We start from the raw sequence: 16,008 nt of genomic DNA, 5'->3' as shown, positions 1-16,008 counted from the left end.
GCCGGTCAGCCCTTGGAGTCGGCCACCGCGGTCCCCGGGTCCGCCTTGGCGTCCGGGGACTCCTTGAAGTCGACCTTCCGCATGTGCTTGGTCATGGACTTCATCAGGCCCCAGACCGCCACGGCCATCACCGCGAAGACGATGAAGCCGAGGACGCCGGGGGTGACCTTGTTCTCGTCGACCTCCTTGGCGAGGGGGACGAGGTGCGTCAGTGCCAGATTTGCGCTTGCGCTCATGTCAGGCATTGTCGCGGATGCCCGCAAAGAGGTCGTCCTCGGGGAGGGAGGTATCGACGAGCGACTTCGCCAGCTCGTACTCCTCGGTCGGCCAGACCTCCTTCTGGAGCTCCATCGGGACCTTGAACCAGCCGCCGTCGGGGTCGATCTGCGTGGCGTGCGCGATCAGCGCCTTGTCGCGGATCTCGAAGAAGTCCGCGCACGGGATGTGCGTGGTCAGGGTGCGCTCGGTGCGCTCCATCTCGCTCCACCGCTTGAGCCAGTCCCCGTACGGCGACTCCATGCCGCGGGCCAGCAGCGCCTCGTGCAGCGCCTCGGTGCGCGGGCGGTTGAAGCCCTGGTTGTAGTAGAGCTTCTGCGGCTGGTACGCCGGGCCGAATTCACCCTCGGGGTACTTCTCGCGGTCGGCCGCGCCCTCGAAGGCCACCATCGAGATCTTGTGGGTCATGATGTGGTCGGGGTGCGGGTAGCCGCCGTTCTCGTCGTAGGTGGTGATCACCTGCGGGCGGAAGGCGCGGATCTTGCGGACCAGCTCGCCGGCCGCCTTGTCGACGTCCTCCAGGGCGAAGCAGCCCTCGGGGAGCGGCGGCAGCGGGTCACCCTCGGGCAGACCCGAATCGACGAATCCGAGCCACTCCTGCTTGACGCCGAGGATCTCCCGCGCCTCGTCCATCTCCTTCTTGCGCACCTCGTGGATGTGCTCCTCGATGTACTGGTCGCCCTGCAGCTTGGGGTTGAGGATGGAGCCGCGCTCCCCGCCCGTGCAGGTCACGACCAGCACGTCCACCCCCTCGGACACGTACTTCGCCATGGTGGCCGCGCCCTTGCTCGACTCGTCGTCGGGGTGGGCGTGGACGGCCATCAGTCGCAGCTGGTCAGTCAAGACTCAATCCTCAGTAAGTCGGCGCCCCGGTGTCTTCGGGTGCGATCGGCGCTTCTATAGTGACCGAATCGGGGGGCGAATAATTCCGGGGTCCGGGACCGGCCGGGTCCGGGCGGGATTCCTGCCAGGAGGACGATCATGAGTACCGCGAGTGCGCGGCTGCCCGAGGGCCGCTACGGCCGCTCCTCGGACGAGGCCGCCGACCGCAAGCTCAAGATCACCGGTGCCGTCCTGGGCGCCCTGCTGCTCGCCCTGGTCGGCTATTTCGCCTACCACTACGTGGTGAAGAGCGAGATCAGCGCGCAGGTGGTCACCTTCGACGCCTCGGCCTCCGCGGTCCAGGTGCACCTGGAGGTCCACAAGGACGCCGGTGCCTCCGGCTACTGCACCCTGCGGTCCCAGGCGGCGGACGGCTCCGAGGTGGGCCGGGCGGATTTCCGCTTCAACGGTCCGGCCACCGAGATCGACAAGGTCGTCACGCTCCGTACGACGGCCCGGGGCACCACGGCGGAGCTGCTGGGCTGCCACTCCGGCTGACACCGGCCATCAATCCGTAGGCGCTGACCTGCGTTGACGTGATTCTGATGGCTTATGTCCTCCCCCTTACGCCGTTGAATTGTTAGGCTCGTGGTTTCGCCCTTCCGTGAAGGAACATGCTTCTGGGTAGGGCGATGCTTTGTATTCCCAGTACCGACGAGGAGCACCTGTGACCCAGACCAGCGAGAACGTCACCTGGCTGACCCAGGAGGCGTACAACCAGCTCAAGGCCGAGCTGGAGTACCTGTCTGGTCCTGCGCGCACGGAGATCGCCGCCAAGATCGCGGCCGCGCGCGAGGAGGGCGACCTGCGCGAGAACGGCGGGTACCACGCGGCCAAGGAGGAGCAGGGCAAGCAGGAGCTCCGTGTGCGCCAGCTGACCCAGCTTCTGGAGAACGCCAAGGTCGGTGAGGCTCCGACCTCGACGGACGGCGCCGTCGCGCCCGGCATGGTGGTGACCATCGCCTTCGACGGCGACGAGGACGACACCATGACGTTCCTCCTCGCCTCGCGGGAGTACGCCAGCGCCGATGTCGAGACCTACTCGCCGCAGTCCCCGCTGGGCACCGGTGTCATCGGGCACAAGGTGGGCGAGAACGCGGAGTACGAGCTGCCGAACGGCAAGAAGGCGTCGGTGAAGATCCTCAAGGCCGAGCCCTACTCCGGCTGACCTCACGACCACCCGCCCCCGTCGTCCACGGACGCCGGGGGCGTAGTCGTTCCGTACGGCGTCACGCGGGGCGTCACGCGGTGCGTTTCAGACGGTGCACTTCACTCGGCGTGCGTCACGCGGGGTGCGTCACGCGGTGGCCGAGCGGTACTTGCGGACCGCGAGCGTCCGGAAGACCAGGATGATCGCGACCGACCAGATCAGCGAGGCCAGGACCGGGTGCTGCATGGGCCAGGCACTGGACGCGTTGAACCCCGGCGGAAGGTTCCCGAACAGCTCGCGGCTGGCCTGGACGGTGGCGCTGAACGGGTTCCACTCCGCGATGTGCCGCAGGAACGTCGGCAGGTGGCTCGCGTCCACGAACGCGTTCGAGATGAACGTCAGCGGGAACAGCCAGATCAGACCGCCCGAGGTCGCCGCCTCGGGGGTCCGCACGGACAGGCCGATGAGCGCGCCGATCCAGGAGAAGGCGTACCCGAGCAGCAGGAGCAGGCCGAATCCGGCGAGCACCTTGCCGATGTTCTCGTGCGTGCGCCAGCCGACGATCAGTGCGACGACGGCCAGCACGACCAGGGTGAGCGCCGTCTGCACCAGGTCGGCGATGGTCCGGCCGGTCAGCACCGCGCCGCGCGCCATGGGCAGCGAACGGAAGCGGTCGATGAGGCCCTTGTGCATGTCGTCGGCGATGCCGGCGCCCGCGCCCGCGGTGGCGAAGGTCACCGTCTGCGCGAAGATGCCCGCCATCAGGAACTCGCGGTAGGCCTGGGTGGAGGTGGACGAGCCGACCTGGATCGAGCCGCCGAACACGTAGGTGAACAGCACCACGAACATGATGGGCTGGATCAGCCCGAAGATCAACATCTCGGGGATCCGGGACATCCGGATCAGGTTGCGTTTCGCGACCACCATCGAGTCGCGGAAGGACTGGGTGACGGCGTTGCCCGGGGCGGCCGCCACTCGCACGGTGTCGCTGACGGCACTCACTTCACGGTCTCCTTGCGGGTGTCCTTGCGGGTCTCCTGCCGGCCCTCTTCGCCGGTGTCCTCGGTCTTCTCCTCCTCGGCCGTGTGTCCGGTCAGGGACAGGAACACGTCGTCGAGGGTCGGACGGCGCAGCGCGATGTCGTCGATCTCGATGCCCCGGGAGTCCAGCTCGCGGATGACCTCGGCGAGCAGCTTGGCGCCGCCGGTGACGGGGACGGTGAGCTTGCGGGTGTGCTCCTCCACTGTGGTCTCGCCCTTGCCGAAGCCGCGCAGCACCTCGCCGGCGGTCGGGATGTGGGCGCGCTCGTGCACCACGACCTCGACGCGCTCGCCGCCGGTGCGGGCCTTGAGCTGGTCGGAGGTGCCCTGGGCGATGACCCGGCCGTGGTCGACGACGGCGATGTCGTGGGCGAGGTGGTCGGCCTCCTCCAGGTACTGGGTGGTGAGCAGCAGCGTCGTACCGCCGGAGACGAGCTGCTTGATGACCTCCCACAGCTGCTGGCGGTTGCGCGGGTCGAGGCCGGTCGTCGGTTCGTCCATGAACATCACGGGCGGCGAGACGACCAGGGCGGCCGCGAGGTCGAGGCGGCGGCGCATGCCTCCGGAGTAGGTCTTGGTGGGGCGGTCGGCGGCGTCGGTGAGGTGGAACTGCTCCAGCAGCTCGACCGCGCGGGCCTTGGCCTGCTTGGCGCCCATCTGGTAGAGACGGCCCACCATCTGCAGGTTCTCGCGGCCGGTCAGGTATTCGTCGACCGCCGCGAACTGTCCGGACAGGCCGATGGAGCGGCGCACCGCGTCCGGCTGCCGGGCCACGTCCAGGCCGGCGACGACCGCTCTGCCGCTGTCGGGGCGGAGCAGGGTCGTCAGGCAGCGGACGGTGGTGGTCTTGCCGGCGCCGTTCGGCCCGAGCAGTCCCAGGACGGTGCCTTCGGGGACATCGAGGTCGACGCCGTCCAAAGCCCTTACGTCACCGAAGGTCTTCACCAGGCCTTCGGCGTAGATGGCGCCTGGCATATGAGTCTCCACGTCGTCGAGAATTCTTCGAGAAAGGCTAGGGATGCGCGCTTCGGGCCGCCTATGGTTTTCGCCGGTACGACGGCAGGCGGACGCGACCCCTCGCCGTGCGACACACCATAACGCGATGTATCGCGTCCGTCGACAGATTTTCTCGAACGAGTGAATGAACGGGAACGGGGCGGGCCGGCCCTCCGGCGGGAGCGCCGCACAGCACGGCGGACCCGGCCGGGAGCGGCGGCCCGGGTCAGTCGATGACCGTGTAACCGGCCTCGCGGAGCGCGTGTCCGACCTCGGCGCAGTGCGCCGGGCCCTTGGTCTCCAGCTGCAGTTCGACCTCCGCCTCCGAGAGCCCGAGCCGGGGGTCGGTCCGCACGTGGCTGATGTCCAGGACGTTGGCGTCGGCGTCCGACAGCACCCCGAGGAGTGTGGCCAGGGCGCCCGGCCGGTCGGTCAGCCGCAGCCGTACGGCCAGGTAGCGGCCCTGCGCGGACATGCCGTGCCGCAGCACCCGCTGCATCAGCACCGGGTCGACGTTGCCGCCGGAGAGCACCGCGACGACCGGTCCCGCGAAGCCGCCGGGCTCGGCGAGCAGCGCCGCCACCGGCGCGGCGCCGGCCGGCTCCACGACCAGCTTGGCCCGCTCCAGGCAGAGCAGCAGGGCGGCGGAGAGGTGGTCCTCGCCGACCGTGCGGACCTCGTCCACCAGCTCCTCGACCAGCGCGAACGGCACGTCGCCCGGCCGTCCGACCTTGATGCCGTCGGCCATCGTCACGGGCTGGCGCACCGAGACCGGGCGGCCGGCCGCGAGCGAGGGCGGGTAGGCGGCCGCGCCCTCCGCCTGGACGCCGACGATCCGCACGTCCGGCCTGATCGCCTTCACCGCGACCGCGATCCCGGCCGCGAGCCCGCCGCCGCCGACCCCGACGACGATCGTGCCGACCTCCGGGCACTGGTCCAGGATCTCCAGGCCGACCGTGCCCTGACCCGCGATGACGTCGGGATGGTCGAAGGGGTGGATGAAGACCGCGCCGGTCTCGGCCGCGTACTCCTGGGCGGCGGCCAGGGTCTCGTCGACGACCTGTCCGTGCAGCCGTACCTCCGCGCCGTACTCACGGGTCGCACTGATCTTGGGCAGGGGCGCGCCGTCGGGCATGAACACCGTGGCGTGCACGCCGAGCAGCGCGGAGGCCAGGGCCACGCCCTGCGCGTGGTTGCCGGCGCTGGCCGCCACGACCCCGGCCGCGCGCTGCTCGGGCAGCAGCCCGGCGATCCGCACGTAGGCGCCGCGCAGCTTGAACGAACCGGTCCGCTGGAGGTTCTCGCACTTGAGGTGCACCGGCGAGCCGACCAGCTGGGACAGGTGCCTGCTGGTCTCCATCGCGGTCACCCGCGCGACACCCGCGAGCATCTTCTGGGCGCCCCGTACGTCGTCGAGGGTGACGGGGCGCAAGGAGTCAGCCGTGCTGTAGCTCATGACTCAAGTCTCGCAGTTCACAGGCCAAAGCCCCGGGTGTGACCAAGCTCCGAGACCGGTTTGCGCAGCGCCGGTACGGCCCGACCCCTGTCCGCGTACTCTGTCCCCCACACCAGCACTCTTCCTGAAGTGAGCCCCCGGCCATGCCCACAACACCTGAAATGTCGATGGACATGACGACCGTCGGTGACACCGGCCTCCTCGACACGCTGCAGCACGAGGTGGCGGTGTTCGCCCGCCGTGCCGAACAGACCCGGCTCGGCGGCGTCGGGCAGGTGCGCAACTCCATGGACCGCGCCGCGTATCTGCTGCTCAACCGCCTGGACAAGGAAGGCCCCATGGGGGTCAAGGCGCTCGCCGCGAGCATGGGGATCGACTCCTCCACGGTCACCCGGCAGGTGGCTCCGCTGGTCGACACCGGGCTCGTCAAGCGCACTTCGCATCCCGAGGACGGACGGGCCGTGGTCCTCCAGCTGTCCCCGCGCGGGCTGTCGCGGCTGGACGAAGTACGGTCCTCACGGCGCCAGTTGATGGCGGAGCTGACGCGCGACTGGGAGCCGGACGAGCGCGAGACCTTCTGCGCGCTGCTGACGCGCTTCAACACCGCCCTGTCCGCCCGGATGACCGTCCAGCCTGCCTCGGACACCCCGCCGGCGACCTGAACCGGCCCGGCGCCCGGTCCTCGCGTCGAGTCCCGTCACACGCTCGCGTGCTGAGCCACGCCGACTCCCGCTCGTGTGCCGAGCCACTTCGGTTCCCGCTCGCGTGCGGAGCCGCGCCGGCTCCCGGTCGCGCCTCGATAGCCTTCCATGCCTGGTCGCGCGCCGATGCTCCCTCCGGACACCCGGTCACGTCCCGGCTGAAGGCCGCGGCCGGCCGGGTGCTCGGCCCCGCCCGGATCCGTCCCGTCGAACATCCGGTACGCGCGCGTGTCGCCCGGCTCTTGACCGTGAGGGCACCCCTGGCCTCATATGAGACCGGGCCTCGGTCGAACCCGAATCCGTGTCCGTATCCGGACGCGGAGCGGCCCGTGGAGGGGGAGGTGCGGTGCGAGATCGGCAGGCGTTCCAGGACGCCCGCCGGGCCCGGGAGTTCCAGGCGTTCGTCGCGGGCGCGGCAGGCCGGCTGCTGCATGCCGCGACCCTGCTCACCGCGGAGGCCCCGGACGCCAACCCGCGCGCACGGCGCCTGCTGACCCTCGCGCTCGCGCACACGTACGCGAGCTGGGACCGGCTGCGCGGCGAGGACCCGTACGACCGGGCCCGCCAGCACCTGGCCCTGCGCTTCGCGAACTCCGTCTGGCACCGGTACGGCGGGCCGCTGAGCCGCACCCGCCCGCACCCGGACAGCGCCCTCGCCGTCCTGACGGCCCAGGAGCGCCTGATCGTGGTGCTACGGCTGTACGAGGGGGTCGCCGAGGAACAGACCGCGGCCCTGCTCGGCCTGCCCACGGAACGCGTGCACGCCATCTGCGACCGGGCCACCGCCACCCTGCTGCATCCGCCCCGGAAGGCGGCGCCCACGGTCATGGGAGCGAAGGTGGCACCGTCGTGAACCGCGTCCAACGCGAGGCCGCCGCCCGGCGGATCATGGAGCAGCGGCCGCCGCGGGTGCCGCCCGACATCCACGGCGAGGCGCTGCGCCGGGGCGGCCGCCTGATGCGCCGCCGGCGCACGGCCCGCCGCGTGCTGTGGCTGCTGCTGTGCGCGGCGGCGGTGGCGTTCACCTGGTGGGCGGCGGTGGTCCGGCCGTGGGCGCAGCCGCCGTCCACGACGACTCCGCCCGTCGTCGGCTGGTGACCGGGACCTAGCCGAGCGCCTGCTGCAGGTCCTCCAGCAGGTCGTCGACGTTCTCGATGCCCACGGACAGGCGCACCAGGTCGGCGGGCACCTCCAGCGCGGAACCGGCCGCCGAGGCGTGGGTCATCCGGCCCGGGTGCTCGATCAGGGACTCGACCCCGCCCAGGGACTCGCCGAGCGTGAAGACCTTGGCACGGTCGCAGACCGCGACCGCCGCCTCCTCGCCGCCCGTGACCTGGAAGGAGATCATGCCGCCGAAGGCCTTCATCTGCTTGGCGGCGGTCTCGTGACCGGGGTGGTCGGGCAGGCCCGGGTACAGCACGCGCGTCACGCGCGGGTGCCGGGTCAGCATGTCGGCGATCCGCGTGGCGTTCTCGCTGTGCCGGTCCATGCGGACCGCGAGCGTCTTGGTGCCGCGCAGCACCAGCCACGAGTCGAACGGACCGGCGACCGCGCCCATCGCGTTCTGGTGGTAGGCCAGCTCCTCGCCCAGCGCCTGGTCCGACACGATCAGCGCGCCGCCGACCACGTCCGAGTGACCGCCCATGTACTTCGTCAGCGAGTGCACGACGACGTCCGCGCCGAGCGAGAGCGGCTGCTGGAGGTAGGGCGTGGCGAAGGTGTTGTCGACGACGAGCCGGGCGCCCGCGTCGTGGGCGACCTGCGCGACCGCGGCGATGTCGGTGATGCCGAGCAGCGGGTTGGACGGGGTCTCCACCCAGACCGCCTTGGTCTTCGGGGTGATCGCGGCGCGCACGGCCGACGGGTCGCTGGTGTCGGCGACCGACCACTCCACGCCCCACCGGGAGACGACCTTCGCGAACAGCCGGAACGTGCCGCCGTAGGCGTCGTTCGGGATGACCACGTGGTCGCCCGGGCTGAGCAGCGTGCGCAGCAGGGCGTCCTCGGCCGCCAGCCCGGACGCGAACGCGAGTCCGCGGCGGCCGCCCTCCAGCGCGGCGAGGTTCTCTTCCAGGGCGGTCCTGGTGGGGTTGGCGCTACGGCTGTACTCGTAGCCGCCGCGCAGACCGCCGACGCCGTCCTGCTTGTAGGTCGAGACCTGGTAGATCGGCGGTACGACCGCACCGGTGAGGGGGTCCGCCGTGTTGCCCGCGTGGATGGCGAGGGTCTCGAAATGCTGACTGATGTGCCTGTTGCTCATAGGTCATGAGCCTAGTGCTCACCTCCCTGCTCACGCGTCCCGAAGGCCCGCGGGCCTGGCATGTACCGCGCACGTGGGGCGACGGGCGGGTACGGCCGGCGTGCCCGCCACGCTCGTTGTCCACAGGCCGCGACCACCGGTTGGCCAATTGTCGGCGCCGTCTGGTTCGCTTGACGCATGGCGATTCTCTGGGCCCTGATGGCGCTGCTCCTGCTGAGCTTCGTGCTGCTCCCCGTCCTGCGGCGGCGGCGCGGCGTGATCGAGCAGGTCCACCCGGGCCACCCGGACGCCGCCGACCCGGCGGACTACGGATTCGTGCGCGAGGAGGAGCTGGACATTCGCATGCCCGGCCCCGATCACGACCTGCTCGACGTCCTGGACCTGGTGCAGCGCACCCACGACCACCGCGCGGCGGCCCAGCTGCTGGCGGGCACGGAGATCGCGGGCGAGCTGCGCTGGCAGCGGGTGCAGGCCTTCGCCGGCGCGGCGGCACTGGAGCTCCAGCAGCGCCCGGGTGGCGTCAGCGAGACGCCGGGCGGGCAGTGGCTGCGGGTGTGGCGGGCCGAGCAGCCCAAGGACGCGGGCGGCGCGGCCGTGCACGCGGAGTTCCTGGTGCAGCAGGCGTGGCGGACGTCGACGCCGGGCACGGACGACTTCCGGATCATCATGGAGGAGGCCAGGGACGCCTGCGGGCAGGCGGCGCTGCTGTCCCCCGGCGACCCGGTGCCGTACATCATCGAGCTGTCGGTGGCGCGCGGGCTGCACTACGGGCGGCCGGAGTTCGAGCAGCTCTGGCTGAAGATCCTGGACCGGGCGCCCGCGCACATGGGGGCGCACCTCGCGGCCCTGCACTACTGGTGCGAGAAGTGGCACGGCTCGCGCGAGACGGCGTACTCCTTCGCCGAGGCCGCCGCCGCGCGCGCTCCGCGCGGTTCGCTGCTGGCCGCGATGCCGCTGTTCGCGGTCTTCGAGCACCTCCCCGAGGTCAACCTGGTGGCGAGCTTCTACCAGAGCGAGGTCGTCACCAAGGCGGTCCACGGCGCCCTGCACGCGGTCCACTCGGCCCGCGAGAGCGACCCGATGCTCGCCCACGTCCGGCACCTGCTGGTCTTCTTCCTGGTCCGCTCCGAACGCTGGTCGGAAGCCATGGGCGAGCTGATACACGTCGACGGACACGTCGGAGCCCTGCCGTGGACCCTGTCCGCGAACCCGGCCGCCGAGTTCGCCCTGTACCGCGCCCTGGCGGTAGCGGGCTACGAGGCGAACGGCGGAAGCCCGGCGACCCTGCCCGGCTGAGAGCGGCCCGCGCCGACCGAGGCCCACGACAACGGGATGCGGCGACGCCGGGCGCGGCGGCCGTAAATTCGGTGGCCGCCCGCCCCGGCCGCCCGCACGCTGTACGCCATGGAAGAACCGCTACGCAGGATCCGCGCGGCCCACTCGGAGTCCACGGTCACCGTCTACCAGGCGTACCGCCCGGAGATCGGCCACCCCGCCGTCCGAGACGGACGCTTCCCAGCCGCATGGAGGCGGGACCGGATGACGTGAGTCATCAAGCAGCGTTCACAGCCCGCAAGCATCTGTGCCCACGCGCTGAACCGAGGCCACCTCTGGGCCTGCCTGTCGAGGCGAGGATCATTGGCCCGTGATGAAGTGGACGAAGGAGACGCCCCCGGTCGGTCAGTCCGATCAAGAGCCCGAACTCTGCGACTACCAGCGGGCGATGCGGAACCGAATTCTCGCGGCGCCGGTGGTGCCCGCGCCCGACCCCTGGCGACCCGTCTTTGAGTCCGAGTACGGCGTCCCTGTCGGCGGACTGCTCGGGATCGGCTTCACGACGGACCCCGACACCGGTCACGATCTGGTGATGGTCGTCTCCCACGACGGGCTCGGACTTTTCGACGCCGTCACCGGCGAGAAGATCGCGCGGGATCGTGAGGCTGACCTTGAGGACAGCGGCCGCGACGCGGATCCCGCCGAGTGGTGTCCTGGACTGGGACCGGTCGTCGGAAGCCGGGTGCGGATCGCGGGACTTTTCGGCGGAGGACTGCACACCACCAGCGGAGACGGTTGGAAGCTGGAGGTCGTTGCCCCGGCGTGGCCGAACGAGCGTGTCCTGCTCTCCCGCGACGGCGGTCTGCCGCACTCCGGTCCGCACGGGGAACGCTGGTGGCACATCTTCCACTCCGACTACTCCGAACTCCGTACCGCTGGATTCTCGCCCTCCGGCCAGACCCTCGCCGTAGCGACGAGCAGCGGCCTTTCTCTGTGGATCCGTGAAGCGGACACCGGCACCAGCCGCTCCGGCAACAGCGAAACCTGACCGCGGAGGCGGCAGCGGCGTCACGCCGTGTCAGCCGTCGAAGCGGATCCAGTTGACCGGCGTGTCACCCAGTGACGCAAGAGCGGTGCGATGGGTTGCGCCGGCCCAGACACTGAAACCGGCGTCACCACCCTCGCCCGAGACATGCAGAACGAGTCCTGGAGCCGCGAAGAAGCGTGTGGGGAACGCAGCGCAGAAGGGCCCTAGGGGCACGGGGAGCAGTCCTTCGGTGAGCCGGTCGAGCTGTTCTTCCGTGACCTCGTCGCACAGAGCCACGTACTCGGCACCCATGGAAGCCTCGAAGAGTGAGAACTGGATGAGGAAACCGCTGAGAGGTTCCCGCTCGGCGATCGGAGGTTCGTCGTACTCGCGGAACCAGACGGTCGGATCGGCTTCGGCACCGTCGAGCGTCCACATCAGCGACCAGAGGAAACCTCCCTGGTTCTCTTCGCCGAATACGAGCATCTCCCCTCTGGGGTCGGTCTGAAGCTTGGAGGGGGGAAGGATTCGGTTCTGCAGTCCCAAACAGCGAGGGCGGTGCTGGGAAAGCCGGTAGAAATGCCCCAGTCCTTCAGGCAGATCCACAGGAGGTTCCTGAACTGGCGGTAGTTCGGCAGTCTCAGCCGCGGCGGGGTACCAGCCGGTGATGAACTGTTCGAGCGCACGGACTCGGTCATCGTTCACCTGTCCGAGCCATTCCAGGTTCGGGAGATCTGCCGGCGGGAGGCAAGGCCGGACGCGGTCCAAGTCGGGCCTGCTCAACGGTGTAGCGAGGCGAAGGGCGCAGTCGGTGAGGACGTGTTCGCCGGAGCCGGGACGGAGCACCGCGCTTGCCCGGGTCACGGATCCGGTACCTAGATACACCAGGCCCTCCGAGTTCCGGACCGCCAGATGAACCGGCAGCTTCATTCCATCTACGCCCCGCTCCCAGGGCTCATCCATCAGCCGTTTCCTGACGGGCGTTGGTGCAGGGCCCACCAGACGGACCTCGTCGGCGTTCCACACGCAACTCCTACCGGGAGCGTCTCCGGCTTCTACGATCATCAGCGTCCCGGCATCGCCGATGACGACGGTGGCGCTCCCGAAGGTGAAACACTCCCGGGCCGTCATGCCACCGCAGAGCGCGTACGCCCGCTCATCGCCCACGAGCGACATGGGAGATATCCCATGAGAGTGATCAACCATGTGCACATCTTCCTCGACGATCCGACGCCGGCTGCCCACGTGCCGGACGTAGCCTGCCAGCAGCAACCCAAGAGGTTTGTGAACGCTGCTTGACATGGATCAAGCCGTCGTTCCTGTGGATGATGTACCGCTGCGGCTGGGGTGCCAAGGAGGGACAGGAGACCGTCCTGGCCGTGGAGATCAGCCGTGAGGGCTTCGACTGGGCGCTGCGCAACGCCTGCCTGTCGAGCTACACCCACGGCGTCCACCCCGACCGGGCCACCTGGCAACGGCAGTTGAAGCACGCGCCGACCCGGGTGCAGTGGGACCCGGAGCGCGACCTGCGCCTGCGGCCCCTGCCGTACCGGTCCCTGCAGCTCGGCCTGTCCGGCGACGCGGCACGACGTTACGCGGACGAGTGGACGCTCACCATCCGCGACGTGACCCCGCTCGCCCACGAGATCCACGCACTCGTCAGCGCCGGCGACCTGACCTCCGCGGCCCGACTGCTGCCGCAGGAACGCCCCTATCCCGTCGACGACGCGTCACTCGCCCACCTCCACGGGTGACGGGCCGCCCGACAGACAGGACTTCTGCCCACGGGGGGGACGGGACGTTTCAATCCGCGCAACGAAACGGCGGGTGAAACGAACCGTCGCGGCAGGGCCGGCAACCGCCGTTCGGATCAGCCAGGGCGGCCCTTCGGATGATTCCCGGACGCGTCGTGCGCCGGACGGCCGCCGCCGGGATACCCCGTCTCGGCAAGAGGACGAATCCGGTACGCCGTGAGGAGCTCGGGGATGTACGTAGCGGTCCGGCGGTACGAAGGAGTGACCGATCCGGCGGAGGCGGCGCGTCGCGTGAGCGAGGGGTTCGTGCCGCTCATGCGTCAAGTGTCCGGCTTCGTGGCCTACTACTGGATCGACGCCGGGAACGGCGTGATGGTCTCGACGAGCGTCTTCCGGGACCGGGCCGGCGCGGAGGAGTCGATCTCGATGGCTTCGGACTTCGTACGGGACCACCTCGCGTCACTGCTCCCCCACCCTCCTGAGGTCATGGCCGGCGAGGTGGTGGCTTCCGCGTGACGGCGTTCGGCCCAGGTCGGATCGACGGAGGCGTTCTCGGCCCAGCTGATCCGGCTCACGCCGTCCAGCTCGCCCTGGTCGGTCCGGGGGTCCAGCCCTGCCCGCAGGCCGCTCGACGTGTCGGCGGGAAGACCTCGACCGGGTGCGAGCGGCCCGAACCCCTACCCCGCGTCGTTGCGGACGCCGAAGAGGGGGCCGAAGGACGTGTGGTCAACCTCGTCGTAGAGCGGCCAGAAGTGCGGGGCGGCCACCCACGACTCGCCGTCGTTGTCCTCGGTCCCGGCGCAGGGAGGGCGGAACTCGATCCCCGTGGATGTCCGTGCCCGTGGGGAGGGACCCTGACGACCCCGGTCCGCGCGTCGCACCGCGATTTCGGGGGGGGACCTGGTTCGCCACGAAGCACCGCACAGAGGACAATGGGTACTCCGCGCCGGGTGAGGTGGTGGCGATGCCCGCTTGGCATCTGCGTGACTATCACGACGACGATCTCGACCAGGCCATCCAGATCTGGGACCAGAGCCGGCAGGCCGACGAGCACCGGGTGTTCCCCGTCTCCGAGGTGATGGCCGCGGCGAAGGCCGGTCAGACGGCGGTGGTCGCGGTGGTCGGCGGCCAGCTGGTCGGCATGGCCGTGGCCCAGGCCACCGACAAGCGGGGATGGATCCTGCTGGTGGCGCTCGCCTCCCGCTGGCGCGAGCGCGGGATCGGCAGCGCGCTCCTCACCGAGCTGGAACGACGGCTGCGGGCTCTGGGAGTACGCCACGTCAGCGCGCTGCTGCCGGCCGGGGCCGCCGGGACGAAGGCCCTGGAGAACTCGGGCTACCGGTCGCGGTCCGGCCTGACCTACTACGAGAAGCTCGAACCGCCCGGCACCGCGAACGCCGACGTCCTCGCCGCGCTGGGCGGCCGCATGCTGCCCGAGGGGCTCTGGGACGCCATGGCCGGCATGGAGCGGGAGAAGGAGATCGTCGAACGCCGGGTCGTCCTGCCGCTGACCGAGCCGGCGCTCGCGGACCGCTACGCCGTCGTCCCGCCCAAGTCGATCATCCTGTTCGGCCCGCCGGGCACCGGGAAGACCAGTTTCGCCAAGGCGGTGGCCTCACGGCTCGGCTGGCCGTTCGTGGAGCTGTTCCCCTCCCGGCTCGCGGCCGACACGAACGAGGGGCTGGCCGTGGCGCTGCGGGAGGCCTTCGCGGACCTGGCGGAGCTGGACTCCGTGCTGCTCTTCATCGACGAGGTCGAGGAGATCGCCGGTGTGCGCTCCGGGAGGGCGGTCGACCCCGGGCACGGCGTGACCAACGAGCTGCTCAAGCTGATCCCCGTCTTCCGCGAGCACGACGCACGGCTGCTGGCCTGCGCCACCAACTCGGTGCGCTCGCTGGACGCGGCGTTCCTGCGGCCTGGCCGGTTCGACTACGTCATCCCCATCGGGCCGCCGGACCCCACCGCCCGCGCGGCGATCTGGGCCCGCTATCTCAGGGCCTCGGAGAACTCGGTGGATCTCGGCCGACTGGTGCAGGCCAGCGAGCTGTTCACGCCGGCCGACATCGAATTCGCCGCCCGCAAGGGGGCCCAGGCGGCGTTCGAGTACGAGGTCACGCATCGCCAGGGGCGCGCGGCCACCACCGAGGACTACATGACGGCCATCGGTGACACCCGGCCGACGCTGACCCCGCACACGATCGAGGAGTTCACCGAGGACATCGACAAGTACAGCCGGCTCTGAGCCGTAGGGTGGGCGCGTGTCCCGTCGCGGAGGCGGCCGTGCCGCGGACGTCCCCGGCATCGTGGCCGCGCGGATGCCCGGCTACCGGGTCGCGTCCGTGGTGCCGCTCGGCGAGGGTGTGGACAACCTGGCGTACGAGGTGAACGGCGAGTTGGTCGTGCGCTTCGCCAAGGAGCCCGATCCGGCGCGGCGCGGCGCCCTGGTGGACCGGGAGGCCCGACTGCTCGCCGCCGTCGCCGGATTCTCGCCGCTGCCCGTCCCCGAGCCGGTGTTCACGGTCGCGGAGCAGGGCTGCCTGGCCTACCGGAAGCTCCCCGGCGTCCCGCTGCTGGAGCTGCCGCTGCCCGGACGCTCGGCGCACGGCACGTCGACCGGGGCCGCGCTCGGTGGGTTCCTCGCCGCGCTGCACGCCGTGCCGGCCGCGCGGCTGGCCGGCCTGGTGGACGCGGACCACCAGCCGACGGCCGAGTGGCACCGGCAGGCCGCGGAGGACTACGAGACGGTGGCCGGGCGGATACCGGCCGGTCACCGGCGGCCCGTCGAGGCGTTCCTGGCCGCCGCGCCGCCCGACGACGGCCCCACCCCGGTGTTCTCCCACAACGATCTGGGGATCGAGCACGTCCTCGTCGACCCGGTCACGTGGACGGTGACCGGCGTCATCGACTGGAGCGACGCGGCGCTCGTCGACCCGGCCCGCGACGTCGGGCTGATCCACCGCGATCTCGGCCCGGCCGCGACCCGCGCCGCCGTCCACGGCCGCCGAACCGGCACCGAGGACACGGCGGTTCTCGTCGAACGCGCCGTGTTCTACGCCAGATGCGGGGTCTTCGAGGACCTGGCCCACGGCCTGGAGACGGGACAGGAGCGGTACGTCGACAAGAGCCTCGCCGCGCTGGGGTGGCTGTTCGCGCCCTGAGGTCCGTCCGGCCGGGATCCGGCGAGAGTCCGC

18 protein-coding genes and 1 pseudogene are annotated in these 16,008 nt (G+C 70.6%); 12 read left to right on the top strand and 7 right to left on the bottom strand.

All coding sequences use genetic code 11. The annotated features are described in order from the left end of the window. Positions 1-5: 5 nt before the first annotated feature. Complete coding sequence (locus tag ACIRQ9_RS05510) at positions 6-245, bottom strand: hypothetical protein (protein WP_404167378.1); 240 nt, start codon at positions 243-245, stop codon at positions 6-8. Continuing rightward, on the bottom strand, positions 238-1,119 hold the full coding sequence (gene mca, locus ACIRQ9_RS05505) for a mycothiol conjugate amidase Mca (protein ID WP_351318682.1): 882 nt from the start codon (positions 1,117-1,119) through the stop codon (positions 238-240). Before mca ends, ACIRQ9_RS05510 begins: the two co-directional genes overlap by 8 nt. A gap of 138 nt (positions 1,120-1,257) precedes the next feature. Here mca and ACIRQ9_RS05500 point away from each other — a divergent pair, with 138 nt between their 5' ends. Both ACIRQ9_RS05500 and greA read left to right on the top strand, forming a co-directional pair. After that, a complete protein-coding gene (locus ACIRQ9_RS05500) occupies positions 1,258-1,656 on the top strand; it encodes a DUF4307 domain-containing protein (protein WP_351318680.1) in 399 nt (132 codons plus the stop codon). 169 nt (positions 1,657-1,825) lie between these two features. Then, positions 1,826-2,326, top strand: coding sequence for a transcription elongation factor GreA (greA, locus tag ACIRQ9_RS05495; RefSeq protein WP_362172454.1), 501 nt, complete (start codon positions 1,826-1,828; stop codon positions 2,324-2,326). 129 nt (positions 2,327-2,455) lie between these two features. Here greA and ACIRQ9_RS05490 read toward each other — a convergent pair whose 3' ends face one another. From ACIRQ9_RS05490 to ilvA, 3 genes are all read right to left on the bottom strand, one after another. Next, positions 2,456-3,235 carry an ABC transporter permease gene (locus ACIRQ9_RS05490; protein WP_404167544.1) on the bottom strand — a complete coding sequence of 260 codons (780 nt, stop codon included), beginning with the start codon at positions 3,233-3,235 and terminating at the stop codon, positions 2,456-2,458. A 71-nt stretch (positions 3,236-3,306) separates the two neighbouring features. After that, positions 3,307-4,323 (bottom strand): ATP-binding cassette domain-containing protein, encoded by a 1,017-nt coding sequence (locus ACIRQ9_RS05485; RefSeq protein ID WP_404167375.1) that lies wholly within the window; start codon positions 4,321-4,323, stop codon positions 3,307-3,309. 247 nt (positions 4,324-4,570) lie between these two features. Continuing rightward, complete coding sequence (gene ilvA, locus ACIRQ9_RS05480) at positions 4,571-5,800, bottom strand: threonine ammonia-lyase (RefSeq protein ID WP_404167373.1); 1,230 nt, start codon at positions 5,798-5,800, stop codon at positions 4,571-4,573. A gap of 167 nt (positions 5,801-5,967) precedes the next feature. Here ilvA and ACIRQ9_RS05475 point away from each other — a divergent pair, with 167 nt between their 5' ends. The 3 genes from ACIRQ9_RS05475 (at position 5,968) to ACIRQ9_RS05465 (ending at position 7,599) form a co-directional block, all read left to right on the top strand. Continuing rightward, positions 5,968-6,462, top strand: a complete 495-nt coding sequence (locus ACIRQ9_RS05475; protein ID WP_404167542.1) for a MarR family winged helix-turn-helix transcriptional regulator — start codon at positions 5,968-5,970, stop codon at positions 6,460-6,462. A 385-nt stretch (positions 6,463-6,847) separates the two neighbouring features. Continuing rightward, a complete protein-coding gene (locus ACIRQ9_RS05470) occupies positions 6,848-7,354 on the top strand; it encodes a sigma factor-like helix-turn-helix DNA-binding protein (protein WP_404167371.1) in 507 nt (168 codons plus the stop codon). Further along, positions 7,351-7,599 carry a hypothetical protein gene (locus tag ACIRQ9_RS05465; RefSeq protein WP_404167369.1) on the top strand — a complete coding sequence of 83 codons (249 nt, stop codon included), beginning with the start codon at positions 7,351-7,353 and terminating at the stop codon, positions 7,597-7,599. The genes ACIRQ9_RS05470 and ACIRQ9_RS05465 overlap by 4 nt, the downstream gene beginning before the upstream one ends. Before the next feature lie 7 nt (positions 7,600-7,606). On the opposite strand, the gene ACIRQ9_RS05460 is transcribed toward ACIRQ9_RS05465, so the two are convergent. Continuing rightward, entirely contained in the window at positions 7,607-8,761 is a 1,155-nt protein-coding gene (locus tag ACIRQ9_RS05460; protein ID WP_404167367.1) for a cystathionine gamma-synthase, read from the bottom strand. A 177-nt stretch (positions 8,762-8,938) separates the two neighbouring features. On the opposite strand from ACIRQ9_RS05460, the gene ACIRQ9_RS05455 reads away from it, so the two are divergent. From ACIRQ9_RS05455 to ACIRQ9_RS05445, 3 genes and pseudogenes are all read left to right on the top strand, one after another. Beyond that, positions 8,939-10,057, top strand: coding sequence for a hypothetical protein (locus tag ACIRQ9_RS05455; protein ID WP_404167365.1), 1,119 nt, complete (start codon positions 8,939-8,941; stop codon positions 10,055-10,057). 108 nt (positions 10,058-10,165) lie between these two features. Next, positions 10,166-10,306, top strand: a pseudogene (locus tag ACIRQ9_RS05450) (DUF4291 family protein); the annotation flags it as partial. Positions 10,307-10,409: 103 nt separating this feature from the next. Further along, a complete protein-coding gene (locus ACIRQ9_RS05445) occupies positions 10,410-11,084 on the top strand; it encodes a hypothetical protein (protein ID WP_404167363.1) in 675 nt (224 codons plus the stop codon). Positions 11,085-11,114: 30 nt separating this feature from the next. On the opposite strand, the gene ACIRQ9_RS05440 is transcribed toward ACIRQ9_RS05445, so the two are convergent. Further along, the gene (locus tag ACIRQ9_RS05440) at positions 11,115-12,335 is read right to left on the bottom strand and encodes a hypothetical protein (RefSeq protein ID WP_404167361.1); all 1,221 of its coding nucleotides are present in this window, start codon (positions 12,333-12,335) and stop codon (positions 11,115-11,117) included. On the opposite strand from ACIRQ9_RS05440, the gene ACIRQ9_RS05435 reads away from it, so the two are divergent. From ACIRQ9_RS05435 to ACIRQ9_RS05420, 4 genes are all read left to right on the top strand, one after another. Beyond that, a complete protein-coding gene (locus ACIRQ9_RS05435) occupies positions 12,323-12,817 on the top strand; it encodes a DUF4291 domain-containing protein (protein WP_404167540.1) in 495 nt (164 codons plus the stop codon). The genes ACIRQ9_RS05440 and ACIRQ9_RS05435 overlap by 13 nt on opposite strands. Positions 12,818-13,048: 231 nt before the next feature. Continuing rightward, entirely contained in the window at positions 13,049-13,333 is a 285-nt protein-coding gene (locus ACIRQ9_RS05430; RefSeq protein ID WP_404167359.1) for a hypothetical protein, read from the top strand. A 448-nt stretch (positions 13,334-13,781) separates the two neighbouring features. Further along, positions 13,782-15,059, top strand: coding sequence for an ATP-binding protein (locus ACIRQ9_RS05425; protein ID WP_404167357.1), 1,278 nt, complete (start codon positions 13,782-13,784; stop codon positions 15,057-15,059). Positions 15,060-15,075: 16 nt separating this feature from the next. Then, on the top strand, positions 15,076-15,975 hold the full coding sequence (locus ACIRQ9_RS05420; protein WP_404167355.1) for a phosphotransferase family protein: 900 nt from the start codon (positions 15,076-15,078) through the stop codon (positions 15,973-15,975). Positions 15,976-16,008 lie beyond the last annotated feature (33 nt).

This window comes from Streptomyces sp. NPDC101237 (genome assembly GCF_044767465.1).
GTDB classification, from domain to species: Bacteria; Actinomycetota; Actinomycetes; order Streptomycetales; family Streptomycetaceae; genus Streptomyces; species Streptomyces gramineus.
Note: the sequence above shows the minus strand (reverse complement) of the source record. Positions and strands in the feature narration are given on the sequence as shown.